Consider the following 23720-nt stretch of genomic DNA (forward strand, 5'->3'; position numbering starts at 1 on the left):
GGCCTCAGCGGTCTACCGGCTCGGCGGCGGTGTCCAGTTGGCGCAGGGCCAGCAGGCCGCCGATGCCGGGGATCACGGCCAGAGCCTTGGTCCGGGGCGCAGCCGCGGCCTCGCGCGCGGTGGCGATGACGACGAACAGGTAGGCGCAGCCGTGCGTGGGGCCCATCAGGGAGGAGAGTGGCGGCCAGTGCACGGTGAGGAGATTGGTCAGGAGGACGAGAATCGAGACGAGCTCTACGGCGGCGGCGGTTCTCAGGGCGCGGCGGGGCGAGGGCACGGGTCACGCTCCCGTCGTGGAGCCGGGGCGGACGATCATCAGGACGGTGACGACGGCCCACAACAGGTTGAACACGCCGGTGTACATGGCCAGTTGGGCCGTCGCCCGGACCTGTGGGGCGGCGTCCGCCGCGCTCTCCGACGGTGCGTCGATGCCCGCCAGCAGCGCGTCCTGACGCGGCAGTACGAGTGCGATCAGTACGAGGGCGGCGAGCGCGGTCAGGACGATCGACACGATGAGCCAGGCGTCCCCCAGCACCCCCATGCTGCTGGCGGTGGCGAAGCCGAAGACGGGCACCACGATGCCGACGCCCGCGTACACCCGGCAGATCCGGTGCAGCAGCCGCACCGAGGCCTGAGCCTGGGGATCGCCGGGGTGCGCCATCGCGCGTCTGGCGCCGGGCGGGAACATGCTGGCGGCCACGGTGACCGGGCCGATGGCCACGATCGCGGCCAGGACATGGAGGGTGAGCAGAAGTTTCGTCACGGGCAGGCGTGTTCTTTCGTGTGTGCGGAGGGGGCTGGAGGCAGGGCGCGGCTCACGCGGCCACCGGCGCCGGACCCGCCGCCCGCCAGACGACCCCGCGCCGCTCATGGGCGAGCAACTGCTCCACCGCGTGGGCGACTCGCGGGCCGACCTCGCGCTCCAGCAGGTGCAGTGCGAGGTCGAGCCCGGAGGTGACGCCCGCGCCGGTCACCAGGTTCCCGTCGTCGACGACCCGGGCGTCCACCACCACGGCGCCCGCGGCGGCCAGCGCGTCCAGCCCCGCGTGGTGCGTGGTGGCGGGCCGTCCGGCGATCAGGCCCGCCATGGCGAGGAGGAGGGACCCGCCGCACACCGTGGCCAGGGTCACTCCCGGCCGCTCCAGCGCCGCCTTGAGCAGCGCGGGCAGCTCCGTTCGCAGGCTGCGGCCGAGGATGGCCGGGATCGTGTCCGTACCGTCGTCGTCCGCGTCCACCGGGATGCGTCCCGCCGCTCCCGGTACGACGACGAGGTCGGCCCGCTCCGGGTCCAGCCGCGCCGTGGCCCGCAGCGACAGCGACCCGATGCCGCTGGGCACCTCGCGCGGCCCCTGCGCCGACACCAGCTCCCCCTCGATCCCACCCGCGCCCATCGCCTCGAACGGCGCGATGACATCGAGCGGGTCGAACCCGTCGAACAGCACGAACTGAGCACGCATCCCCACGGCCTCCACAGGGTCTTCGGCTCCCCCGGTGCGGAGAGCCGAGACCGACGGTAGGAGGCCCGTACGGCGCGAAGAAGTGGCACTGTTGCCATACCTCAACGGATTCTCGCCACCTGCGGCAATGCCCTACCGACAGCGCCGAAGTCACTGGTCAGGAGGTCGCACGGGCCTTGGCCGCAATCCGGGGAACGCCTAGCCTGTGGCCATGCACACGGTGGCGGTACTCGCGTTCGACCATGTCATTCCCTTCGACCTGGCCGCCCCGATCGAGGTCTTCGCGCGGACGCGGCTGCCCGACGGCCGCGCCGCGTACCGGGTACGGATCTGCGCCGCCGCCGAAGAAGTCGACGCGGGCCCGTTCACCCTCCGCGCCCCCTACGGCCTCGACGACCTCGCCGAGGCCGACACCGTCATCGTCCCCGGCGTCGACTGCGACGCCACCGCCGCCGTGCCCGAGGCGGTCCTGGACGCCCTGCGCGCCGCCGCCGCGAACGGCACCCGCATCGCCTCGGTGTGCGCCGGTGCGTTCGTCCTCGCCGCCACGGGCCTGCTCGACGGGCTGCGCGCCACCACGCACTGGATCGGCGCACCGGCGCTGGCGGCGCTGTACCCGCAGATCACCGTCGATCCCGACGTGCTCTACATCGACAACGGGCAGATCCTCACCTCCGCGGGCGCCGCCGCGGCCTTCGACCTCTGTCTGCACATGATCCGCAAGGACCACGGCTCCGCCGTCGCCGCCGACGCCGCCCGGCTGTCCGTCATGCCCCTGGAACGCGAAGGCGGGCAGGCCCAGTTCATCGTCCACCACCAGCCCCCGGCGCCCGCCGGAGCCACCATGGAACCCCTGCTGCGCTGGCTGGAGGACAACTCCCACCGCGAACTCACCCTCGACGCCATCGCCGCGCAGGCCGCGACCAGCACCCGCACCCTCAACCGCCGCTTTCGCGAACAGACCGGCACCACACCGCTGCGATGGCTCCACCGCGCCCGCATCCGCCGCGCCCAGCACCTGCTGGAGACCACCACCCAGCCCGTGGAACGCATCGCCACACACGTCGGTTTCGGCTCACCCACGGCCTTCCGCGACCGCTTCCGCCGCGTCGTGGGCACCACTCCGCAGGCCTACCGCGCCGCCTTCCGCCGCACCACGGGCTGAGGCGCGGGTGCGGCGCCCGGCGCCCGCGGCTACTCGAACTGCGCGGTGTCGCCCGCCCCTCGCCGTACGATCTCGACGTCGCCGCCGGAGAAGTCGATCACCGTGGTCGGTTCCGTACCGCAGTCACCCGAGTCGATCACGGCGTCCAGCACATGGTCGAGCCGCTCCTTGATCTCCCAGCCCTGTGTCATCGGCTCGTCCTCGTCGGGCAGCAGCAGCGTGCTGGACAGCAGCGGCTCACCGAGCTCGGCGAGCAGCGCCTGGGCGATGGCGTGATCGGGAATCCGCACGCCGACGGTCTTCTTCTTCGGGTGCAGCAACTGACGCGGCACTTCTTTGGTCGCGGGGAGAATGAAGGTGTAACTGCCGGGTGTCGCCGCTTTGATGGCGCGGAACACATCGTTGTCGATGTGCACGAACTGCCCCAGCTGCGAGAAGTTCTCACACACAAGAGTGAAGTGGTGACGGTCGTCGAGGTTGCGGATCGTACGGATCCGGTCGATGCCGTCGCGATTGCCCAGCTGGCACCCCAGCGCGTAGCAGGAGTCCGTCGGGTACGCGATGAGCGCGCCGGAGCGGATGCTGTCGGCCACACCGCTGATGGTGCGCCGCTGCGGATTGTCGGGGTGCACGTCGAAGTACTTCGCCATTCGCCGAGTCTAGACACGGAATGCCCGCCCCCGTACTAAACCTCCAGGCGGCGGACCAATTCCGTGCGGGAGCGGATGCCGAGTTTGCGGTAGACGTGGGTGAGGTGCATCTCGACGGTCTTGGTGCTCAGGAAGAGGGAGTCGGCGACCTCGCGGTTGGTGGCGCCGTTCACCACCGCCAGGGCGACCTGCATTTCCTGAGGGGTCAGCGGCTGGGCGGGCTGGTGGGGGCGGGGGAGATCCTTCACTCCCGTCGCGCGGAGTTCGGCCAGCGCCCGCCCGGCCCACAGCCGCGCGCCCATGGCCTCCAGGCTGGTGTGCGCGGCGCGCAAGTGGGTGCGGGCCGCGGTGAGTTTGCCGTGCCGGCGCAGGCGTTCGCCCCAGGCGAGCTGGGTGCGGGCGGCGTCCAGATGGAGATGCGCGGCCAGATAGCCGGCCAGGGAGCGGGCGAACAGGCCCTCGGCCTCCTCGGGGTCGGGGCCGGCGACGGCGCGCAGCCGGGCCAGGCCCGCGGCCTGCCCGGGCAGGGCGGCCGCGATGTCCTTGGCGAGGGTCCTCTCCAGGGCGTCGGCGAGGGCGTGCGGGAGCCGCTTGGTGCCCCGGACGTGCACCTCGGCCGGGTCCATCGCCCCCGGCCAGGTCAGCAGCACCGCCGAGGTGCAGCGGCGGAAATAGCCTACCCGGGCGACGTGCTCAAGTGCCGTGCCGGTGTTGCCCAGCGCGAACTCCAGGGCCGCCAGCGCCTCGTCGATGTAGCGGGCGGAGGTGGTGCCCATCCGCTCGCCCAGGCTGCGCGCCTCGGCGGCACTGCGCCGGCACTCGGCCACCTCGCCGCGGGTCGCCTGGACGTAGGAGAGCACCGCGGTGCCGCGGTAGTGCCACAGCGGGTTGCCCGTCTCGCGGCCCAGCCTGGCCGACTCGGCGGCGGCCGCGTAGGCGGTGTTGAGCTGGCCGCAGCGCACCTCGGCCACGGCGCTGACGTGCAGCGCGTACGGCAGCAGGCCCAGCTCGGCGTTGGCCCGCAGCCGTTCCACCAGCGGGTCGAGGATCCGCTTGGCCACCAACGGCAGCCCGACCCGTACGAGTTCGTGCGCGGCGTGCAGGGTGTGCTGGTCGTGCAGCCCCTGGCCGCGGACCAGCTCCGGGGTGTTGACGGCATCGACGATCAGCTCCGCGCCCTGGCGCGGATCGCCCTGCGCCATGACGCTGACCCCCGCCAGCAGCCGGGCCAGCCCCGTCAGCGCCCGGCTGGCGCCGCCCCAGCCGACGGCCCGCAGCGCCAGGTCGGCCGCCGAGGGGAAGTCGTTGTCGACGTACGCGGCCAGGACGGCGTCGAGCTGGCGCTGCACCGCGACCTCGACGGCGGTGGCGCGGTAGCGCTCGGCGGAGGCGGACAGCAGCCGCCGGGCCCGCGCCGGGCGCCCGTTGAACAGCTCGATACTGCCGAGCACGTACTGCGCCTCGGCCTTCCAGACGCTCTCCAGCTCATCCACCGTCACCCCGGCGATCAGATCGCGCGCCTGCGCGAACCGCCCGGCGAACCAGGCGGCCGCGGCGGCCTGGAACCGGCAGCGGGCGCTGCGCACCGGGTCGGTGGTCAGCTCGGCGGCCCGCTCGTAGCCGAGCGAAGCGGCCTGGTAGGCACGCTTGTCGCGCATCCGGTCGGCCATCAGCTCCAGCTCCGCTGCGACCTCCTCGTCATGGCCGACGACGGACTTGGCCAGGTGCCAGGCCCGGTGGTCGGCGTGCGCGGGGCCGGTCAGCGCGCCGGCCAGCGCGGCGTGGGCGGCCCGCCGCTGGGGCGCGGTGGCGGCCTCGACGATGGCCGAGCGCACCAGCGGGTGGGCGAACACCAGCCGCCCCTTCTCCACCGTGACCAGCCCCTCGGACTCCAGGGCCGTCATCGCCTCGGCGGGCAGCCCCAGCCGGTCGGCCGCCCTGACCACCACCTCCACGTCGGTGTCGGTCAGGGCCGCCAGCAGCAGCGCGGTGCGTTCCTGGGGGCCGCCCGCCGAGAGCCGGGGGGCGAACAGTGCGGTCGTCGCGCGCCCGACCCGCAGCGGCACCGGCAGCGCGGCCCGGCCGCAGAGTTCCTCGGTGTCCAGCAGGCGCGCGAGCTCGATCAGGGCGAGGGGGTTGCCGCCGGTGTCGCGGACCAGCTGCTCGATCACCGCTGCGGCGACCGGCTCCCCGCGCAGCCCGGTCACCAGCGCCCTTGCGGCGTCGACCGCCAGACCGGGCAGCGGCAGCGTCGTCCAGTCCCCGCTGTCGCGGTCCTCGGGCGGGTCCCGGGTGCCGATGACGACGGCGATGCCCTCGCAGCCCATCCGGCGCGCGGCGAACAGGACGGCTTCCTTGGACGCCTCGTCCATCCAGTGGAAGTCGTCGAGCGCGAGCAGGATCGGCCGCCGCTCGGCGCCCGCCGTCAGCAGGCCCAGGGTCGCCGCGGCGACGGCGAACCGGTCACCGCCCACCGGCGGCCCCAGCGCGAGCGCGCCCTTGAGCGCGGCCGCCTGCACCGGCGGCAGTCCGTCGATGTCCGCCTCCCACGGGCGCAGGACCGACGACAGCCCGGCGAAGGGCAGTTCGCGCTCGGTCTCGGCCGCCCTGACCTGACAGATCTGCATCCCGCTCGCATGGGCGACGGCGAACTCCACCAGCGCGGTCTTGCCCACCCCCGGCTCCCCCGACAGGACCAGGACCCCGCTGCACCCCCGCCGGGCCCCGCCCAGCAGCTCCAGCAACCGACGTGATTCCGCTGCTCGCCCCAGCAACACCCGGCCGAGTTTATCCGCCGGGGGAGGGGAGCTGTACAAGGTGCCGTGCACGTCTGGGGGCGCACTCGCCTGCGCGGTGGCACGCGATGTACCGAACGGGCCCTGTAGATAAGGGATATGACGTTGAGTCAGGTAATGTTCGACGCTGTCTGTCGCACAGTGTCCAGTGGCCGGTCGGACGCGTCGGGAGTGAGGGGCGCCGGTGGAGTGAGGTGGATGACGGTGCCGGAGTGGGGCGTGCGCGAGGCCGGCGCCCGCTCCCGCAGCAGTCCGGGCGAGGACGGCGCCCGCTTGCTGAGCGGTGGTGCGAACGGGGAGCGGGCGCGGCCGGTCGCGTCGGCCGGGTGCCGCCGAACGGCCCGTGGCCCCTCGGCCCGGTTCCGTCATGCCCGTACTCCAACGGGCTGCCGTGCGAAGCCCGTTGAGGCGGCCCAGTTGCGCATCGAGCGGCGCAGGGTCAGTCGCTGGTCGGGCAGCGCCGGGAGCCCTCCGGGGCCGGTGAGGTCGCTCGGGAACGGGTGGCGGACCGCCATGTGCGCGGAGAGCCGCTCGACCAGGCCGACCAGCGTCAGCCGGGCCGGGGCGGGCAGGGAGCCGAGGGCCACCGACAGGGCGAGCCGCTCGTACTGCTCGGGGGCGACGAACCGGACCGGTGGGACCGAATGCCCCAACTCCCGGCTCAGCGCGACCACTTCGCTTACCACCTCGCCCAGCGTGAGGGCTTGGGGGCCCGCGGTCAGCCACAGCTCCCGGCATGGTCGCACCTGGCCGGTCTGCTCTCCCCCGTAGAGCAGACCGGCCAGGGCGTCGGCCACTACGTCCTGCGGCACGAAGTCGAGCAGCCGTGCCGGGGCGAGTGGCGCCAGGGGGAACAGCCCACGCATGACGGCGCCCAGGGCCTCGTGAAAGGCCTGGTGCCGGGCGATGCGTCCGGTGCGCGAGTCTCCGACGACGGTCGAGGGGCGCACGATCGTCGCCGGCAGACCGCCGGTGCGCACCAGGTCCTCGGCCTCCGCCTTGGACCGCGCGTGGGCCAGGGCCGGGGAACCGGAGTCCCCGGTCGCGACGAACGCGGTGCTGACGTGGATCAGCCGGGCGTCGGCCTCGGCGACGAGGTCCAGGATGCGGCCCGTGCCCACGATGTTGGTGTCCCTGAGCTGTGTCATGGTGCCGTACCCGGTGGCGGCCGCGGCGTGGACGACGACCTCCACGGCCGCCGCCAGGTCCCGGTACGCGGCCCGGGAGAGCCCGAGCCGCGGCGCGCGGATGTCGCCGCGCAGGGTGCGTACACCGGGGCCGTGCACCGCCGCGGTGTGGGACAGGCAGATGACCCGGTGGCCGGCGAGCTTCGGCAGCAGAGCGCTGCCGATGACGCCGGATGCGCCGGTGACCAGCACCGTCGGCTTTCCGCTGGCTGTCCCGCGTACTGATCGCATGCCAGGAGCATGCCGTCCCCCTGGGCCGGGCACTACGGGGGAAACCCTGGGATGTGCCACTTGAGGTACGGGGACACCGGCCGGCTTCTCGCGGGGCAGCGCGCGGGGGAGCGGCGGACCTGGTCCGCCACTCCCACCGATCTTGCCCCGGTCAGGCCAGGGTCAGGGCGCCGAGAGGCAGCTCACGCCCGGGACCTCGGAGGGCACTCCGGGGGCGCTGGGGTCGACAAGAGTGGTCACGTCACCGACGGACTGGGTGAGACAGGTGACGGCCGCGACGGGGTCCGGTACGGCACTGGCCGGTGAGGCGAGGAATCCGAGGAACGCGAGAGCTCCGACGGCCACGGCGGCGATACGACGCATGAACAGCCTTTCCAGGTAAGGGAAGTTGATCCGCACCGAGGCTGCCCATGGCGCGTGCCGGTATGTGGCGCGTCACCCGTAAGGGGAGGCCGGATCGATCTTGCCTGTGCGGATGTCCGGCGGGGTGCGCAGATCGACAGTTCGGTGCCGACACCTGTGCGGAAGTCAGGCGAGTGGGATCACCGTCCGGTACTTGCCGCCGGCCGTCTGCTGCGGTGGCTCCTCGGCCCGCTCGATGCCGACGTGACCGAGCCCGTTGCCCGTGAGCAGCCCGGTCAGCTCCCGGTGGGCGGCCTGCCACACGCGGTCGGGGTCGGCGTCGCCGGCCGGGAGCATCCGTACCCGCAGGGTGGACGGCGTGGTCTGCTCGATCTGGAACAGCTCGATGCCGGGAGTGCGGTCGAAGAGGGTGCCGAAGGCCAGCGGGGAGAGGCTGACCCGGTCGCCGTGTTCGGTGGGGAAGGTGAGGATGTCCCCGGCCCTGCCCTGCACACGGATCGCGGGCAGCGGGCTGCCGCACGGGCAGGGGTCGGGCCGGAGCATGACGCTGTCGCCCAAGTCGTAGCGCAGGAACGGCTGTACGCGGTTGGCGAGGTTGCTGATCAGGACGGTGTGCGAGAACTCGCCCGGCGGGGTGGGCCGGTAGTCGGCGTCGACCGGCTCCAGCACGGCCCAGTCGCTGTTGACGTGGTACCAGCCCTCGGCGCAGCTGTGGCTGAGGTAGGTGCACTCGGTCGCGCCGTAGATCGTGCGGACCGTGGAGCGGAAGGCGCGCGCGATGCGGTCCGTATCGCCCGTGGTCATCGTCTCCCCGGCGGGCTGGATCAGCAGCGGGTCGATGCGCAGGCGCCCGGCCTCCCGCTCGGCGGTGAGCAGCATGACCGTGCTGGCGTAGCCGATGATGATGGCGGGGCGGTAGGCGTTGAGCTGGGCGACCAGCTGCGGCATCGGGGTGTGCACCGAGAACGCGCGCAGCAGCTTGCTGCGCCAGCCGCCCTCGCGCATCAGCCGGGAGTACCCGGCGAAGCTGGCGTAGTGCCCGTCGGCCGCGACCAGTTGGGCGAAGCGCCCGCCGCGGGCGGTGGCCTTCAGGGTGCCGGAGGGGCCCAGCCAGGAAGTCAGCGCGCGCGAGGTCAGCGCGGAGCCCACGGCCATGTACCGGTCGTCCAGGATGAACAGTCCGCGCCTGCCGCTGGTGCCCGAGGTGGTGGCGACCAGGTATTTCCCCAGGAACCGCTGTCCGATCCGGTCCGGGTCGTCGACGAAGGCGCGTACCTTCTCCAGGCTGATGTCGAGGTCGGTCACCCAGTCGTCGAAGCGGTCCATCAGCTGCTTCTTGTCGGTGACCGGCAGCAGTGTCGGGTCCTCCACCCGCGCGGGCAGACCGCGGTAGAGCTCGTGGTAATACGGCGATGTCGCGCGGGCGTGGGCGACGCTCGCGGCCAGCCGGGCGCGCTGCCGCCGCTCGATCGCGGCCAGGCCCTGCCTGCGGGCGCTGCGTATGTCCCGCCCCAGCGAGATCTCGTTCTCACTCATCGTGCTGCGCTCCTTCGTGTGAGGGGGGCCGCCGGTAGCCCGCCTGCCGCAGGACGGCGAGGAAGTAGGCCTCGACGTCGTCCTGCGAGGTGGTGTCGGGGGCGGCGAGGTGCTGCAGTGCCGCGCCGCTGAGCAGCAGCTGCAGGATCTCCAGGTCGCTGTCCGGCGGGAGTCGGCCTGCCGCGCGGGCCCGTTCGAGGGTGGCGCGTACGGCCCGGCCGCGGTGGTGGCCATAGGCGCTGTCGTAGGCCTGCAGCAGTTCGGGAAGGTCGTCCACCGAGCCGTAGAGGCGGCGGATCAGCCGGCGGGCGCGGGGCTGGCTCAGATGCCCGGCCCAGTCCTTGACCATGGCCTCCATGTCGGGCCAGCCGGTGGCGTCCGGCCCGCCCTGCTGGTTCTGCGGGCCGGGGGACACATCGCGGTACTCCCATTCGATCGCCCGCACCAGCAAGTCGGTCAGGGTCGGGAACCGCCGGTACACGGTGGCGCGGGTGACCCCGGCTCGGCGCGCGATCTGCTCGATGCTCGCCGAGCCGATGCCGCGCTCGATCAGCAGGTCGAGCGCCGCCGCGAGGATCGCCTCGTCCGCCTCCCGGCTGCGCGGCCGGCCCGGCTGACGTGCCGGTGGGGGAGCAGTGCTGACGGTGTGTTCGCCGCCGTCGTTACCAGGCTTCATGGATGAATAAAATACGGTGCAGCTCTGTATTGAAACTAGGGTTTGTGGTGCGGATCACTCGCGCCGGTCCGGGGCTGGGGGCGGGCTCGGGCCGTACCCAACAGCTCAGCCGCGTACCGGATTTGATGCCGTCCGTGCCAGATGGGCGGCGGCCGACTCCGCCAGGGTGCGGACCGCCGGGTGCCAGGGGAGGGCGCTCGGTCCGGTCAGTACGAGGCGGCGCGAGGTCCGCGGCTCCAGCGGCAGCAGGACCATGTCGGCGGGGAGCAGCGAGCGGGACACCTCGGAGAGGACCGTCACGCCGATACCCGCCTGCACCATGCTGATCAGGGTCGCCAGGTCCCGTACCCGATGGGTGGGGGAGAAGCGCAGCCCGGCAAGGCTGTGGATCTTACGGATGCGGGCCTCGCAGCCGTTGGGCGAGATCAGGAACTGGTCGTCCTCCAGGTCGCGGATGTCGACGACGGGCTCGTTGGCCAGGGGGTGGTCCCGGGGCAGCAGGGCCCGGTAGCCGTCCAGGGCTAGCTGGACGCCGGGGCCGGGCGGCGGGTCGATGAGGATCGCGGCATCCGCCGTACCGTCCTCCAGCCAGGTCGCGACCTCCGCGCTGTCGCCCTCGAACACCCGCACCGTGACGCGCGGTTGATCCTCGCTCCAGTGCCGGAGCAGACCGGGTACCAGCCCCTGGCAGACCGTCGGAGTGGCGGCCAGCCGTACGGTGCCGGTCATCGACTCGGCGGCATCGGCCGCGATCTGCTCCACGGACCGGGCCGCCGACACCGCGAGCCGGGCGTGCGGCAGCACCCGCTCCCCGAGCGCCGTGGTCCGCGCCGGGCTGGCACGGACCAACAGCGGGCCGGCCAGCTCGCGTTCCAGGGAGGCGACGGCGTGCGACACCGCGGACTGGCTCATGCCCAGCTCGGCGGCGGCCGCACTGAAACCGCCCGCGTCGACGACGGCGAGGAAGGCCCTCAGCTGGGGAAGATTCACGGTCATGCGGCGGCCTCATACATCCATGACGACTATGCGTTGGATCTATCGTGCCAGCTCGGTGAGGGTTGCTCCGTGCCGTCGACCCCGGCGGCCGCGAACGCCCGGCGTACGAGCCTGCGCAGCCGGCCCACAGGAAGAGGAGCCATGCCCTACCTCCGCGTCACCGTCACCGACCCCCACCTCCCCGCCGACCTTCAGCGCGCCCTCGCCGAGGGGCTGACCCGGCTGGCGGTCTCGGAGCTGAACAAGTCCAGCGCCCGGACCATCGTCCAGATCAACCTGGTCGAGCCCGGCAGCTACTACATCGACGGCCGCCCCCTGGCCGGCGGCCGCGACGCGCACATCGAGGCGAGCATCACCCTGGGCACGAACAGCGCCGCCGAGAAGTCCGCCTTCATCGCCAAGGCCGGAGAACTCCTGACGGACGTCCTCGGCCCCCTTCCCCGCTGCGGCACAGCCCTCCACGAACTCCACCCCGAGAGCTACGGCTACAACGGAGTGACCCAGTTCGACTTCTACCGCCGCCCCGTGGACACCTCCGCCGGCGCCTCTGCCCGCTGAGCCGCGCCGTACCTGGCCGTGGTCGCGCCGCGGGTGTGCTGGGCCAGCAGCAGTACGGCGACGGGGGCCAGGGCCAGCGCGACGAGAGCCGTGCGCAGGGCCGTGGCCTCGGCCAGGAACCCGATCAGGGGCGGGCCGGCCAGGAAACCGAGGTAGCCCACGGTGGAGACGGCGGCCACCGAACGGCCGGGAGCGCGCCGGCCCGCCAGGGCGGCGTGGCGGATGAGCAGCGGGAACTGGCAGGAGATTCCGGCCCCCAGCAGCACACAGCCGGCAATCGCGCCGAACAGGCCGGGGGTGAGGAGCAGCAGCATCAGACCCGCGGCGGTGGCCACCGCGCCGCCGCGCAGGGCGGCAGCCGCTCCCAGCCGCGCCACCACCCGGTCACCGGCCAGACGCCCGGCGGCCATGGTGGCGGTGAAGGCCAGATAGCCGCCGGCCGCGGCACCCGGAGAGGCGCTGCGGGTGTCGGTCAGCAGCACCGCCGTCCAGTCGGCCACCGCCCCTTCGGCGAGCAGCACGCAGAACGCCATGACACCGAAGGGCAGCAGTCGCCACAGCAGGTGCGGGCGGCCGGAAGGCGTAGCGTCCGGCCGTGGACCGCCGGTGGCCGCGGCGCGGTGGTGCGGGGTGAGCGGGGCGAGGGCGGCCACGGCCGGCAGACAGCAGGCGCCGACCGCGAGCAGCTGCCGGCCGGGGCTGACACCGGCCGCGGCGGCCAGCGTCCCCACGGCGGCACCGGCCAGCGTGCCCAGGCTGAACAGCCCGTGGAACGTGGCCAGTACGGGCCGCCCGCAGCTGCGCTCCTCCGCCTCCGCGAGGGTGTTCATGGCGACATCCAGCGCCCCGTTGCACAGCCCGGTGAAGAAGAGCACCACCGCCAGGGCGGGCCCGGAACCGGCCAGAGCGATGCACCCGATCGCCGCGACGTACCCGGCGGCCGCCGCCGGGGTGAGCACCCGCGCACCCCACCGGTCCACGAGCACCCCGGCGGTCGGCATGGCGATCAGCGCACCGACGGCCACGCACAGCAGGATCGCACCCAACTCCGCCTCATTGAGACCCAGTTCGGTACGGATCTGCGGGATGCGGGGAACCCAGCAGGCCAGCCCCAGGCCGTTGAGGGCGAAATACCCACCCAGCGCCCGCCGGTGCGTACGACCCTTCATGACCGGCTGCCCTCCGTGTCACGCGCGGCGGAGCGCAGCCGCCCGGCGTGGCGGCGGATCTTGTCCAGCGCGCGCGGCAGATGCTCCGCCGCACCCGCCCGGAGCATCGCCGGATGCGGCACGACCACGGACGTGCCATACACCGCATGGCAGTTGGGCAGAGCGCTGCGACCGGGGTCGATGGCCCGCCGGTACTCCTCGGACAGGTGGTACCGGCGCTTGCTGAGCGGGGTGTAGAGCGGCGAGTCGTCCAGCGGCCGGTAGGTGCCCTCGACGGGCACGGCCAGCTCCGCGGAGAGCGCCTGCCGGAAGACCTCCACCGGTACGCCCTCCAGCGCCGTCGGGTCATAGGCCAGCGCGAACCCGTACCCCGGAGGGCGGCGTACCGACGGCAGCAGGGCGCCGGGGCGCACCAAGCCGCTGTCCTCGGCGGCGCCGCGCCACAGTTCGGTCACCTTCTCGCGGCGAGCGCGCTGGCCGGGGAACCGGTCGCACTGGCCGAGCAGCACCGCGGCCTGCCACTCGGTCATCCGGTGATTGCCGCCCTGGACGGGCCGCCACCCGGGCGGCGGCGGATCGCACGGCGGCCGCCCGCAGTCCCGCAGCGTGGCCAGCCGGTCGGCGAGCGCCGGGTCGGCGGTGGCCACACATCCGCCCTCACCGGCGGTCAGCGTCTTGCTCTTCTGGAAGCTGAAGCAGGACAGCGCGCCGATGGCGCCCGCGCCGCGCTCCTCCCAGCGGGCGCCGTGCGCATGCGCGCAGTCCTCGATCAGGGTCAGGCGGTGGCGGTCCGTCAGGTCGGACAGTGCCGTCAGGTCGGCCATCATGCCGTACAGATGGACCGCGATCACGGCGCGGGTGCGCGGGGTGATCGCGGCGGCCACCGCGGCCGGATCCAGGCACCAGGTGCGCGGATCGACGTCGGCGAGCACCGGCACGGCGTTGGCGTCCAGTACGGCACCGGCCGTCGCCTGCCAGGTCAGACCCGGCACGATCACCTCGTCACCGGGCGCCAGATCCAGTGCCTCACAGGCGAGTTGCAGAGCGATCGTGCCGTTGGTGACGCAGCGGACGTGGGTCAGGCCCTGGAGGCGGGCGAAGCGCTCCTCGCACCGGGCGATGCGGGTGCCGCCGTGCGCGGACCACTGCCCGTCCGCGAGGACTTCCTGCAGCAGCCGAGCCTCCTCGGTCCCGCGCTCGGGCCAGGTCGACGGCTGGGCGACGACGGATTCGCCGCCCAGCAGGGCGAGTTCATCGTTGAGGTACATCACAGACCTTCACTGAGCCACTAGGGATCGGTCGGGGTCGTGCCGGCGCGCCTGGGCCGCGAGGGTGCTCTGGGCGCTGTTCTCGAAGGCCGAGCGGTAGAGCCGGTCGACGACATCCTGGACGTGCACGGCCTGCTCGGGAGTCACGGCCAGCGGCCCGCGGCCCAGACAGGCGTCGACGAAGGAGTCGGCCTGCTGCTGATAGGCGGCCTGGTGGTCCCACGGGCGGTGCGGCGGCGCCGAGGCCGTGCGTACCGGCAGTGAGCCCTCCCGCCCGTACAGCCGCAGGGGAAAGGCCTCCAGCCCGGCGGCCGACCCCAGCATACGCACCTGGGTGCTCTCGGCTTGGGCCATATGGGCGGCGAAGGAGGTGCGGATCTGCAGCGACATGCCGTTGGCGCAGCGGATCAGCCCGGTGGCCATGTCCTCCACGGAGGGCGGCTCCTCGACGGAGTCCGTGGCTCGGCCTCTGCCGCGCAGCAGCTGGTCGTGCGTCACTCCCAGCACCTTGTCCACCTCCGGGAAGCCGGTCAGCCACAGGGCGAGGTCCAGGACGTGCACCCCGATGTCGATCAGCGGCCCACCGCCCGCCTTCGTACGGTCCAGATGGACGCCCCAGTGCGGAATGCCGCAGCGCCGCATGGCCGTTGCCTCCACGGCGTAGATCTCCCCGAGATCGCCGCGCCCGGCCAGCTCGGCGGCGATCCGTGCCTCGGCGAGGTGGCGGTAGTGGAAGCCGAAGGTGAGCACCCGGTCGTGGGCGGCGGCGCGGGCCGCCATGAGCGATACCTCACCGGCGTTGAGCGCGGCCGGTTTCTCGCACAGGACGTGGCAGCCGGCTTCCAGCGCCGTCACCGTCTGCCGGGCGTGCAGATGCGGCGGTGTGCAGATGCTGACGGCGTCCACGTCCACGGTGGCGAACAGGTCCTGGAGGGAGGTGAAGACGTGCGGTACGTCGAAGCGGTGGGCCAGCGCGCTCGCCCGGTCGAGGTCGGGGTCCACGACCGCGACCAGGCGGGAGTCGGCATTGCGGGTGTAGGCGGGAGCGTGAGCGGACAGGGCGATGCTCCCGCACCCGATGATGGCGGTGTTCAGGGTCACGTGTTTCTCTTTCAGCGAGCGAAAGCGGCGTGTTCTGGACACAAAGCCGCTGATGAACAAGGAAGTTGACGGATGTCGGCCGCGTACGGGCCAGCGCACCGGCAGCTCTTCGCGCTCGATGAGGCCACAGTGAAACGAGTGTCCGCGGCCGGGTGTGAGTTTCCGGCACGGTGCCGGAACGGCGAGGACACTTCGGATGTGGTCGTTGAGCAGAATCGCTCTGAAGGTGGATTTCCCCCGGTGATGATCCCCCTGCGAAACATGCGGGTCCGAGATTACGCGGAACCGGCGCGGCCGCGGATCCTACTGAGGTGGGGCTGTCCGATCCTCCCTGAGGAGGAGGGTGCGCGGACGCTCCCGAAATGCGCGGTGGTGTGCGGGAGAGCGCCTGCACACGGGAGAGGCGGCGGAGGAAGGGGTGGGAGTGGAGCAGGTCCGGGGCGAATTGGTGCGCGCGGTACCGGAGGTGCTGCGGGAGCACGCGGCGCGGAGAGGGGAGAAGGAGGCCTTCTCGGATGCCCGGAGGTCGGTCACCTACCGGCAACTGGAGGAACGGACGGGCCGGTTGGCGGGACACCTGGCGGGTCTGGGCGTGCGGCCGGGGGACCGGGTGGCGCTGCATCTGAGCAACCGGGTGGAGCTGGCGGAGAGTTGGCTGGCGGTGCTGCGGGCCCGGGCGGTGGGAGTGTTCCTCGACCCACGGGCCACGGACGCCGAGTTGGCGTACTTCCTGGACGACAGCGGCGCCGTGGCGCTGGTCACCGAGGAGACACAACTGCCCGTGCCCGTACGCCAGATGGCGGTGCGGGTCGTGGTGGCGGGTGCGCGGAGCGTGCCGGAGGGAGCGCCCGCGGGGACGGTGCTGCTGGAGGAGCTGGCCGGGAGGGACCCCGGCCGGGGGCCTCGGGACGGCCTCGGCCTGGACGACCCGGCTTGGATCCACTACACCTCGGGCACCACCGGGCAGAGCAAGGGCGTGGTCTCCAGCCAGCGTTCCGCACTGTGGTCGGTGGCGGCGGCCTACGTCCCCGTGTTCGGGCTCGGGCCGCAGGACCGGCTTCTGTGGCCGCTGCCGATGTTCCACGCCTACGCGCATTCGCTGTGCCTGCTGGGCGTTGTTTCCGTGGGGGCGAGCGCGTACCTCCTCGGCCGGGGCGAGAGCGCCGCGCGCACGCTGGCCGAGCAGCCGTTCAGCGTCCTGGCCGGGGTGCCCGCGAGCTACCGGCTGCTGGTGGCCGAGGTGGCCGAGAGTTCCGGCGGCGGAGCGGCGGGCGAGAGCCGCCAGGTCCCGCGGCCGGGGCTGCGCCTGTGCGTCAGCGCGGGCGCCCCGTGCTCCGCGGCGCTGCGGCAGCGGGTCGAGGAACTGCTGGGCGCCCCGCTGCTGGACGGCTACGGCTCCACCGAGACCTGCGGGAAGGTCGCGGTCCACCGGCTGGACGGCCCGCGCGAGCAGGAGTCGAGCGGCCCGCTGGTGCCGGGAGTCCGGGTGCGGCTGGTCGATCCCGTCCGTGGCGGGGAGGTCGCCGACGGGGACGAGGGGGAGATCTGGGTCAGCGGCCCGAGCCTGATGCTCGGCTACCACAACCGGCCGGACGCCGACGCCGAGGTGTTCCACGACGGCTGGTACCGCACGGGAGACCTCGGCCGCCGGGTCCGCCACGGCCATCTGCGGGTCACCGGACGCGTCAAGGAACTCATCATCCGGGGCGGCCAGAACATCAACCCGGCCGAGGTCGAGCACGTCCTGCTCGCCTGTGACGGCGTCGCGGACGCCGCCGTCGTACCCCGGCCGCACGACGTACTGGGAGAGGTGCCCGTCGCCTTCGTGGTCCCCGGCCCGCACGGCCTGGACACCGAACGGGTGCGCGCCGTCTGCCGGGAGCAGCTGTCCGGATTCAAGGTGCCGGACGAGGTGTACGCGACCGATGCCGTGCCCCGTACCGCCTCCGGCAAGACGGACCGGGCGGAACTGGTCAGGGAGCTGGGCAGGCGGCTGGCGGAGGAGCGGGAGAGCGCCGCGTCGGCGCTCCGCGGGCGGCTGTCGAGGCTGTCCCCGACCCGGCGGTACGACGCGGTCCTGGCGCTCGTACGGGAGCAGACCGCGCGTACGTGCGAGGCGCCCGTGGCCGAAGGGGAAGCGGGCCGCCCCTTCACCGACTGGGGGTTGACCTCCCTGGGCGGCGTACTGCTGCGCGACCGGATCGGCGCTGCCACCGGCGTGGAACTGCCCGCGACGCTGGTGTTCGACCACCCGACTCCGGCGGCGGTGACGGAGCTGGTGATCGCGGCGCTGGACCCGGGGCCTGCCCCGGAGGCCGGGGCGACGGGAGCCGGGGCGCGGACCGGCCCGCCGGTTGCCGAAGGCGACCCGGTGGCCATCGTGGCGATGGCCTGCCGGTACCCGGGACGGCCGCACGATGTCGCCTCGCCCGAGGACCTGTGGCGCCTGGTGGCCGACGGCACGGACGCGACCTCGCACTTCCCGGCCGATCGCGGCTGGGAGCGGACCGGGCTCGTCGTCGACCCCGACCCGGACCGGACCGGCGCCTCCGTCACCCACCGGGGCGGATTCCTGCGCGGGGCGGCCGACTTCGACGCGGCCTTCTTCGGCATGTCACCCAGGGAGGCGCTGGCCACCGACCCGCAGCAGCGGCTGCTCCTGGAGACCACCTGGGAGCTGTGGGAACGCGCAGGCATCGACCCCGCCACCCTGCGGGGCAGCGACACCGGCGTCTTCGTCGGCCTGATGCACAGCGACTACGCGGGCCGCCTGCTCCACCACGGCCCGCAGGAACTGGAGGCCCACCTCGCACTGGGCTCGGCGGGCAGCGTGGCCTCCGGCCGTATCGCCTACACCCTGGGCCTGCGCGGGCCCGCCGTGACGGTGGACACCGCGTGCTCCTCGTCGCTGGTGGCCGTCGACGCCGCGGTACGCGCGCTGCGGTCCGGCAGGTGTGCGCTGGCCGTGGCCGGGGGAGCGACCGTGATGGCATCGCCGGTGCCGTTCACCGCGTTCAGCAGGCTGCGCGCGCTGGCACCGGACGGCCGGTGCAAACCCTTCTCCGCCGCGGCGGACGGCACCGCCTGGGCCGAGGGCGCCGGAGTGATCCTGCTGGAGAGGCTGTCCGACGCCCGGCGCAACGGACACCCGGTACTGGCGCTGCTGCGGGGCTCGGCCGTCAACTCCGACGGCGCCTCCAACGGGCTCACCGCGCCCCACGGCCCCGCCCAGCAGCAGGTGATCGAGCAGGCCCTGGCCGACGCCGGACTGGCGGCCGCCGACATCGACACGGTCGAGGCGCACGGCACCGGTACGGCCCTGGGCGACCCCATCGAAGCGCAGGCGCTGCTGGCCACGTACGGGCGCGGCCGGCCCGCCGACCGCCCGCTGTGGCTGGGCGCGCTGAAGTCCAACATCGGGCACACCCAGGCGGCGGCCGGCGTCGGCGGCGTCATCAAGACCGTCATGGCCATGCGCCACGGACGGCTGCCGCGCATCCTGCACTGCGCGGAGGTCTCACCGCGCGTGGACTGGACGACGGGTACGGTACGGCCGCTGACACGGGAGCGGGAGTGGCGGCCGGTGCCGGGGCGCCCGCGGCGGGCCGGGGTCTCCGCGTTCGGGATCGGCGGGACCAATGCGCATGTCATCGTCGAGCAGGGCGATGAGCAGGCCCTTGGGCAGGCCTTGGGGCAGGCCGAGGGCCGGGATGACGGGCAGGGCGCTGGGCAGGGCGATGTCCGGGCCCACGGTCCGGGCGCCGTCCCGGCCCCGGCTTCCGGTGGCCGCGTACGCCCGACGGCCGTGCCACCGCTGCTGCTGTCCGGCGCGTCCCCGCAGGCGCTGCGCGCGCAGAGCCGCACCATCGCGGCACTGCTGCGTGCGCGGCCCCGGCTCGCCCCGCTGGACGTCGCGTTCTCCCTGGCCACCACCCGCACCATGCACGCGCATCGGGCCGCCTTGCCCGCCGGTGACCGGGAGGCGCTGCTGCGCGCACTCGACGCCCTCGCGGCGACCGGAGCCGCCGAGATCAGCGGCACCGCCGAGGCGAGGAAGAAGACGGCACGAGCGGCCGTCCTGTTCACCGGGCAGGGCGCACAGCGGCCGGGCATGGGACGCCAACTGCACGCCGCCTTCCCCGTTTTCGCGACCGCCTTCGACGCGCTGTGCGAACGGTTCGACGCGCACGGCTGGGAACGGCCGCTGCGTAGCGTGCTGTGGGCCGACGAGGGGAGCCCGGACGCCGCGCTGCTGAACCGGACGGACTTCGCCCAGGCCGGTCTGTTCGCCTTCGAGGTGGCACTGCTGCGGCTGCTGGAGTCATGGGGCGTACGCCCCGAGGCGGTCGCCGGACACTCCATCGGAGAGCTGGCGGCCGCCCACGCCGCGGGCATCCTCACGGAGCGGGACGCGGTGGAGCTGGTCGCCGCCCGAGGACGGCTGATGAGCCAACTACCTCCGAACGGCGCCATGTTGGCGCTCGACGCCTCCGAGGAGGAGGCCGCCGAAGCGCTCGCGGATCAGGCGGGCCGGGTCGCGATCGCGGCGGTGAACGGGCCGCGCTCGGTGGTGATCTCCGGGGTGGAGGACGCCGTCCTCGCCGTCGCGGCCCGCTTCGCCGCGCGCGGCCGCCGCACCACACGACTGCGGGTCAGCCACGCCTTCCACTCCCCGCTGATGGAGTCGATGCTGGCCGAATTCGGCCGCGTGGCCGAGCAGTTGACGTACCGGGCGCCGGACGTCCCGGTGCTGTCGGCGCTGACCGGTTCTCCGGCCGAAGGCGAGGAGCTGCGCTCGGCCGTGTACTGGGTACGGCACGCACGCGAAGCCGTCCGCTTCGGGGACGTCGTCCACCGGCTGGTGCGCGGGGAGCGGATGACGGCTCTTGTCGAGGTCGGACCCGAGGCCCACCTCGCCGCGCTGGCCGCGGCAGCGCTGGCGGGGGAGGGGGAAGGCGTGGTGGTCGCCGCCGCCGCGCGGGCCGGTGCCGACGAGGCGGGGACGGCTCTGAGCGCGCTGGCCCGGCTGCAGGTGCACGGGCTGCCGGTCGACTGGCGCCGGGTGTACGCGGACACCGACGCCCGGCGCGTGGACCTGCCGACCTACCCCTTCCAGCGGCAGCGGTACTGGCTGGACGGGGTGCCTGCCGCCCCCGCGACGGACCGGGGCGGGGACGGCCACCCGCTGCTGACGCCGCCGACCTCGGTACCCGGAACCGGCCGCGTCCTGTGCACCGGCTCCCTCTGCGCCCGCGACCAGCCCTGGCTGTACGACCACGTCATCGGCGGCCTTCCGCTGGTACCCGGCGCCGCGCTCGCCGAAATGGCGATCCACGCGGGCGGCGCCTGCGGGTTCGGCACCCTCGCGGACTTTGCCCTGCTGGCCCCGCTGGTCCTGCCCGACGCCGCCGGCCGCGTACACCTGCACATCGCCCTCGGCGAGCCGGACGACGCAGGGCGGCGCAGCGTGGACATCCACTCCCGCCCTGGTGAGGCCGATGCGCTGGGTGCGTGGACTCATCATGCGACAGGTCAACTCGCCCTCACCGTCGCAGGGTTGGAACGAGTCGCGGATGCCGGTGGTTGGCCGCCGCCGGGCTCCGTACCCGTCGACCTTGCCGGTGCCTACGCGCGGCTGGCCGAGGCCGGTCACGCATACGGGCCCGCCTTCCAGGGCGTGACGGCCGCGTGGCGGCGGGGCGAGGAACTCTTCGCCGAGGTCCGCTCGGCGGGAGCGGCACAAGCCGACGCGCGACGGTACGGCATCCACCCCGCGCTGCTGGACGCCGCTCTGCACGCCCCGCTGCTCGCCGCACCGGATGCCGGCCCCGCCCGGCTGCCCTTCGCCTGGCGCAACGTCACCCTTCACGCCGCCGGGGCCACGGCCCTGCGCGTACGCATCGGCCCGGCGGGGGAAGGCGCCATCACCCTCGAAATCACGGATCTCACAGGCGAGTTGGTCGCCAGGGTGGAGTCGATGGCGACCCGGCCGGCACCGCATGCGGTCGACGGCCCTGGCGTGCCGGTGGGCGTCTACCATCCGCGGTGGACCGCCGTCTCCGCGGCGGGTGACGGGCCGGCCCTTGAGGTCGTGGCGCCCGACGACCTGGACCTCGGTGCGGCACTCCCCGGCACGCGGACCGCGCCCGAGGCGCTCGTGGTCTCCCTGGCCCCCTCTCCCTCGGACGCCGACCCGGTCGCGGCCACCCACACCCTGACGGCGCGCACCCTGCACCTCCTGCGGGAGCACCTGACCGGCCCTGCCGTCACCGGGCCGCGCCTGGTCGTGACGACCCGGGGCGCGACCGCCCGCGAACCGGACCTCGCCGCCGCTGCCGCGTGGGGCCTGCTGCGCAGCGCACAGTCGGAGTACCCCGGCCGCCTGACCGCCGTCGACACCGACGGGCGGACGGAGTCACTGCGACTGCTGCCCGCCGCACTCGCCACCGGCGAACCGCAACTCGCGCTGTACGAGGGCGTGGTGCGGGTTCCGCGGCTGGCGCACACCGGCCTCCCCTCTGCGGGCGGGGACGGCTGGGCGGCAGGCGCGGTACTGATCACCGGCGGCACCGGAGCGCTCGGCGCACTGCTGGCCCGCCACCTGGTCGCCCGGCACGGCGCACGGCACCTCGTCCTCGTCGGCCGCCGCGGCCCGCAGGCGCCTGGTGCGCAGCAACTGTCCAAAGAGATAGAGGCGTTGGGGGCGCGCGTCGACGTCATCGCCTGCGACACCGCCGATCGCGCCCAACTGGCCCCCGTCATCGAGCGGTACGCCCCCGGGCTGACCGCCGTCGTGCATGTTGCCGGAGTCCTGGACGACGGCATCCTGGAGGCGCAGACCCCCGAGCGGCTGTCGGCGGTGCTGCGGCCCAAGGTGGACGCGGCCTGGCACCTGCACGACCTGACGAAGCGGCTGCCGCTGGCGCACTTCGTGCTGTTCTCCTCGGCGGCCGGCCTGCTCGGCAACCCGGGACAGACCACGTACGCCGCCGCCAACTCCTTCCTGGACGCGCTCGCTTACCACCGCGCCGCCCTCGGCCTGCCCGCGCTCTCGCTGGCCTGGGGGCCGTGGGCGGACGGCGACGGGATGGCCGCGCGCACCGGCCAGGCCCAGAGCGGCGTCGTACGGGCCGTCTCCCCGGAACAGGGCCTGGCACTGCTCGACTCCGCCCTCGCCGGCCCCGAACCGGTCCTCGCCCCGCTGCCGCTGGACCGCTCCGGTACCGCCGCCGGACCGGTCCCACCGCCACTGCGCGGCCTGCTGCCACCGGCCCGCACGACATCGCCCACCGGTACGCCGGAGGGTACGGGCGACGGCGCCGGGGAGGAGGCGGGTTCCTGGAGGCGGCGTCTGGCGGCGCTGCCCGTACCCGAACAGGCGCCCGTGCTAGGGGAGTTGATCCGCGCGGAGATCGCAGCGGTGCTGGGCCACCCCGACGCGTCCGCCGTACCCCCCGCCCGCCACCTCACCGAGCTGGGCTTCGACTCCCTGACGGCCGTGCTGCTGCGCAACCGTCTGAGCCTGCTCAGTGGCGCACCCCTGCCCGCGACCGTCGTGTTCGAGCGGCCCAGCGCGCAGGAACTGGCCGATCACCTCTACGGAGAGCTGGCCGGCGCACTCCCCGGCGCGGCGGCCGCCGACCCGCAACCGTCGCGCTCCTCGCGGGCGACCCGCCCCCGGCAGAGCCTGGCCTCCCTCTACCGTCGCGTCTGCGAGACCGGCGAGGTCGTCTCGGCGATGCACCTGCTCGTCCACGCCTCGCTCGCCCTGCCCTCGTTCTCCCGCTCCGACAGCGCACGGCACGCCCTCGCGCCGATCCGCCTGGCAACGGGCCGTGCCGAGGCCGCCGCCCCCGCGCTGGTGTGTTTCCCCGGCTTCACCCCCAACCTCGGCAGGCCCTGGTACGCCGCGATGGCCCCGTTCCTCGGCGCTGACCGGGACATTCTCGAAGTCCAGCACCCCGGCGTCGACCACGGTGAGGCCGTCCCGCGCGACTGGGAGACCCTCGTCGACCTGTACGCCGCCACCGTGCGCGAGCACTTCGGCGAGCGCCCGTACGCCGTCCTCGGCTACTCGATGGGCGGCTGTCCCGCCCACTCGGTGGCCGCCCGGCTGGCGGCCACCGGCACTCCACCGGCCGGGCTCGTCATCGTCGACACCTACCACGTCACCCCGGACCGCGAGGACGAGCCCTGGCTGCTCGCCCTGCCCGCCCGCCTCCCGCTGGAGATGGGGGAGCGTTTCGACGCGGCGGTCGAGGACATGTCCATGGCCGCGCTCGGGGCGTACACCCGCCTGGCCCGCGGCTGGCACCCGGAACCTACGGACCTTCGCACGCTCCTGGTCCGCGCCACGGAACCGCTGCCGCACCTGCGTACCCACACAGGCCGCGAGGCGCAGGCGGGCGGCGGGCGCACTTTCTGGCTGCCGCCGTACGACACCGTCGAAGTCCCGGGCAGCCACTGGAGCATGTGCGAGGAGCATGCGCGCACTACGGCCGAGGCAATTCAGCGCTGGCTATGCGCCCATTGATGAATGGCACCTACAAACATGACAAGGAGAAATCA

Annotated in this window: 16 protein-coding genes; 3 read left to right on the forward strand and 13 right to left on the reverse strand. The window is 73.6% G+C overall.

The window, feature by feature from the left end:
• Positions 1-4: 4 nt before the first annotated feature.
• The 3 genes from AC4IJH_RS01455 to AC4IJH_RS01465 are packed head-to-tail and all read right to left on the reverse strand — an operon-like array spanning position 5 to position 1457.
• On the reverse strand, positions 5-277 hold the full coding sequence (locus tag AC4IJH_RS01455; RefSeq protein WP_490849573.1) for a DUF3817 domain-containing protein: 273 nt from the start codon (positions 275-277) through the stop codon (positions 5-7).
• A gap of 3 nt (positions 278-280) precedes the next feature.
• Positions 281-763, reverse strand: a complete 483-nt coding sequence (locus AC4IJH_RS01460; protein WP_490849574.1) for a DUF2269 family protein — start codon at positions 761-763, stop codon at positions 281-283.
• A gap of 52 nt (positions 764-815) precedes the next feature.
• Positions 816-1457, reverse strand: coding sequence for a DJ-1/PfpI family protein (locus AC4IJH_RS01465; RefSeq protein ID WP_490849575.1), 642 nt, complete (start codon positions 1455-1457; stop codon positions 816-818).
• Positions 1458-1668: 211 nt separating this feature from the next.
• Between AC4IJH_RS01465 and AC4IJH_RS01470 the strand changes: the two genes are divergently transcribed.
• On the forward strand, positions 1669-2622 hold the full coding sequence (locus AC4IJH_RS01470) for a GlxA family transcriptional regulator (protein ID WP_490849576.1): 954 nt from the start codon (positions 1669-1671) through the stop codon (positions 2620-2622).
• Between the two features lie 29 nt (positions 2623-2651).
• Here the strand turns inward: AC4IJH_RS01470 and AC4IJH_RS01475 are convergent, their stop codons facing one another.
• The 7 genes from AC4IJH_RS01475 to AC4IJH_RS01505 all read right to left on the reverse strand — a co-directional run bounded on the left by AC4IJH_RS01475 (position 2652) and on the right by AC4IJH_RS01505 (position 11056).
• Positions 2652-3272, reverse strand: a complete 621-nt coding sequence (locus AC4IJH_RS01475; RefSeq protein ID WP_490849577.1) for an L-threonylcarbamoyladenylate synthase — start codon at positions 3270-3272, stop codon at positions 2652-2654.
• A 35-nt stretch (positions 3273-3307) separates the two neighbouring features.
• Entirely contained in the window at positions 3308-6436 is a 3129-nt protein-coding gene (locus AC4IJH_RS01480; RefSeq protein WP_490849578.1) for a helix-turn-helix transcriptional regulator, read from the reverse strand.
• Positions 6433-7485 carry an SDR family oxidoreductase gene (locus tag AC4IJH_RS01485; protein ID WP_490849579.1) on the reverse strand — a complete coding sequence of 351 codons (1053 nt, stop codon included), beginning with the start codon at positions 7483-7485 and terminating at the stop codon, positions 6433-6435. Before AC4IJH_RS01485 ends, AC4IJH_RS01480 begins: the two co-directional genes overlap by 4 nt.
• A 162-nt stretch (positions 7486-7647) precedes the next feature.
• The gene (locus tag AC4IJH_RS01490; protein WP_490849580.1) at positions 7648-7848 is read right to left on the reverse strand and encodes a hypothetical protein; all 201 of its coding nucleotides are present in this window, start codon (positions 7846-7848) and stop codon (positions 7648-7650) included.
• A 165-nt stretch (positions 7849-8013) separates the two neighbouring features.
• Positions 8014-9384, reverse strand: a complete 1371-nt coding sequence (locus AC4IJH_RS01495; RefSeq protein WP_490849581.1) for a phenylacetate--CoA ligase family protein — start codon at positions 9382-9384, stop codon at positions 8014-8016.
• On the reverse strand, positions 9377-10060 hold the full coding sequence (locus tag AC4IJH_RS01500) for a TetR/AcrR family transcriptional regulator (protein WP_490849582.1): 684 nt from the start codon (positions 10058-10060) through the stop codon (positions 9377-9379). Before AC4IJH_RS01500 ends, AC4IJH_RS01495 begins: the two co-directional genes overlap by 8 nt.
• Positions 10061-10165: 105 nt before the next feature.
• Positions 10166-11056 (reverse strand): LysR family transcriptional regulator, encoded by an 891-nt coding sequence (locus AC4IJH_RS01505; protein ID WP_490849583.1) that lies wholly within the window; start codon positions 11054-11056, stop codon positions 10166-10168.
• Between the two features lie 141 nt (positions 11057-11197).
• Between AC4IJH_RS01505 and AC4IJH_RS01510 the strand changes: the two genes are divergently transcribed.
• Positions 11198-11614 carry a tautomerase family protein gene (locus AC4IJH_RS01510; protein WP_490849584.1) on the forward strand — a complete coding sequence of 139 codons (417 nt, stop codon included), beginning with the start codon at positions 11198-11200 and terminating at the stop codon, positions 11612-11614.
• Here the strand turns inward: AC4IJH_RS01510 and AC4IJH_RS01515 are convergent.
• The 3 genes from AC4IJH_RS01515 to AC4IJH_RS01525 are packed head-to-tail and all read right to left on the reverse strand — an operon-like array spanning position 11569 to position 15152.
• The gene (locus AC4IJH_RS01515; RefSeq protein ID WP_490849585.1) at positions 11569-12783 is read right to left on the reverse strand and encodes an MFS transporter; all 1215 of its coding nucleotides are present in this window, start codon (positions 12781-12783) and stop codon (positions 11569-11571) included. The two genes, AC4IJH_RS01510 and AC4IJH_RS01515, sit on opposite strands and share 46 nt — an antisense overlap.
• Complete coding sequence (locus AC4IJH_RS01520; protein WP_490849586.1) at positions 12780-14051, reverse strand: DegT/DnrJ/EryC1/StrS family aminotransferase; 1272 nt, start codon at positions 14049-14051, stop codon at positions 12780-12782. Before AC4IJH_RS01520 ends, AC4IJH_RS01515 begins: the two co-directional genes overlap by 4 nt.
• Positions 14052-14060: 9 nt before the next feature.
• A complete protein-coding gene (locus AC4IJH_RS01525) occupies positions 14061-15152 on the reverse strand; it encodes a Gfo/Idh/MocA family protein (RefSeq protein ID WP_490849587.1) in 1092 nt (363 codons plus the stop codon).
• 424 nt (positions 15153-15576) lie between these two features.
• Here AC4IJH_RS01525 and AC4IJH_RS01530 point away from each other — a divergent pair, with 424 nt between their 5' ends.
• The gene (locus AC4IJH_RS01530; protein ID WP_490849588.1) at positions 15577-23685 is read left to right on the forward strand and encodes an SDR family NAD(P)-dependent oxidoreductase; all 8109 of its coding nucleotides are present in this window, start codon (positions 15577-15579) and stop codon (positions 23683-23685) included.
• Positions 23686-23720: the final 35 nt, after the last annotated feature.

It is taken from the genome of Streptomyces sp. UF-297 (genome assembly GCF_058245575.1).

Coding starts and splice junctions, on each gene's coding strand:
- AC4IJH_RS01465 (WP_490849575.1), bottom strand. CDS start 1,457: ATGCGTGCTCAGTTCGTGCTGTTCGACGGGTTCGACCCGCTCGATGTC.
- AC4IJH_RS01470 (WP_490849576.1), top strand. CDS start 1,669: ATGCACACGGTGGCGGTACTCGCGTTCGACCATGTCATTCCCTTCGAC.
- AC4IJH_RS01475 (WP_490849577.1), bottom strand. CDS start 3,272: ATGGCGAAGTACTTCGACGTGCACCCCGACAATCCGCAGCGGCGCACC.
- AC4IJH_RS01480 (WP_490849578.1), bottom strand. CDS start 6,436: ATGACGGAACCGGGCCGAGGGGCCACGGGCCGTTCGGCGGCACCCGGC.
- AC4IJH_RS01485 (WP_490849579.1), bottom strand. CDS start 7,485: ATGCGATCAGTACGCGGGACAGCCAGCGGAAAGCCGACGGTGCTGGTC.
- AC4IJH_RS01490 (WP_490849580.1), bottom strand. CDS start 7,848: ATGCGTCGTATCGCCGCCGTGGCCGTCGGAGCTCTCGCGTTCCTCGGA.
- AC4IJH_RS01495 (WP_490849581.1), bottom strand. CDS start 9,384: ATGAGTGAGAACGAGATCTCGCTGGGGCGGGACATACGCAGCGCCCGC.
- AC4IJH_RS01500 (WP_490849582.1), bottom strand. CDS start 10,060: ATGAAGCCTGGTAACGACGGCGGCGAACACACCGTCAGCACTGCTCCC.
- AC4IJH_RS01505 (WP_490849583.1), bottom strand. CDS start 11,056: ATGACCGTGAATCTTCCCCAGCTGAGGGCCTTCCTCGCCGTCGTCGAC.
- AC4IJH_RS01510 (WP_490849584.1), top strand. CDS start 11,198: ATGCCCTACCTCCGCGTCACCGTCACCGACCCCCACCTCCCCGCCGAC.
- AC4IJH_RS01515 (WP_490849585.1), bottom strand. CDS start 12,783: ATGAAGGGTCGTACGCACCGGCGGGCGCTGGGTGGGTATTTCGCCCTC.
- AC4IJH_RS01520 (WP_490849586.1), bottom strand. CDS start 14,051: ATGTACCTCAACGATGAACTCGCCCTGCTGGGCGGCGAATCCGTCGTC.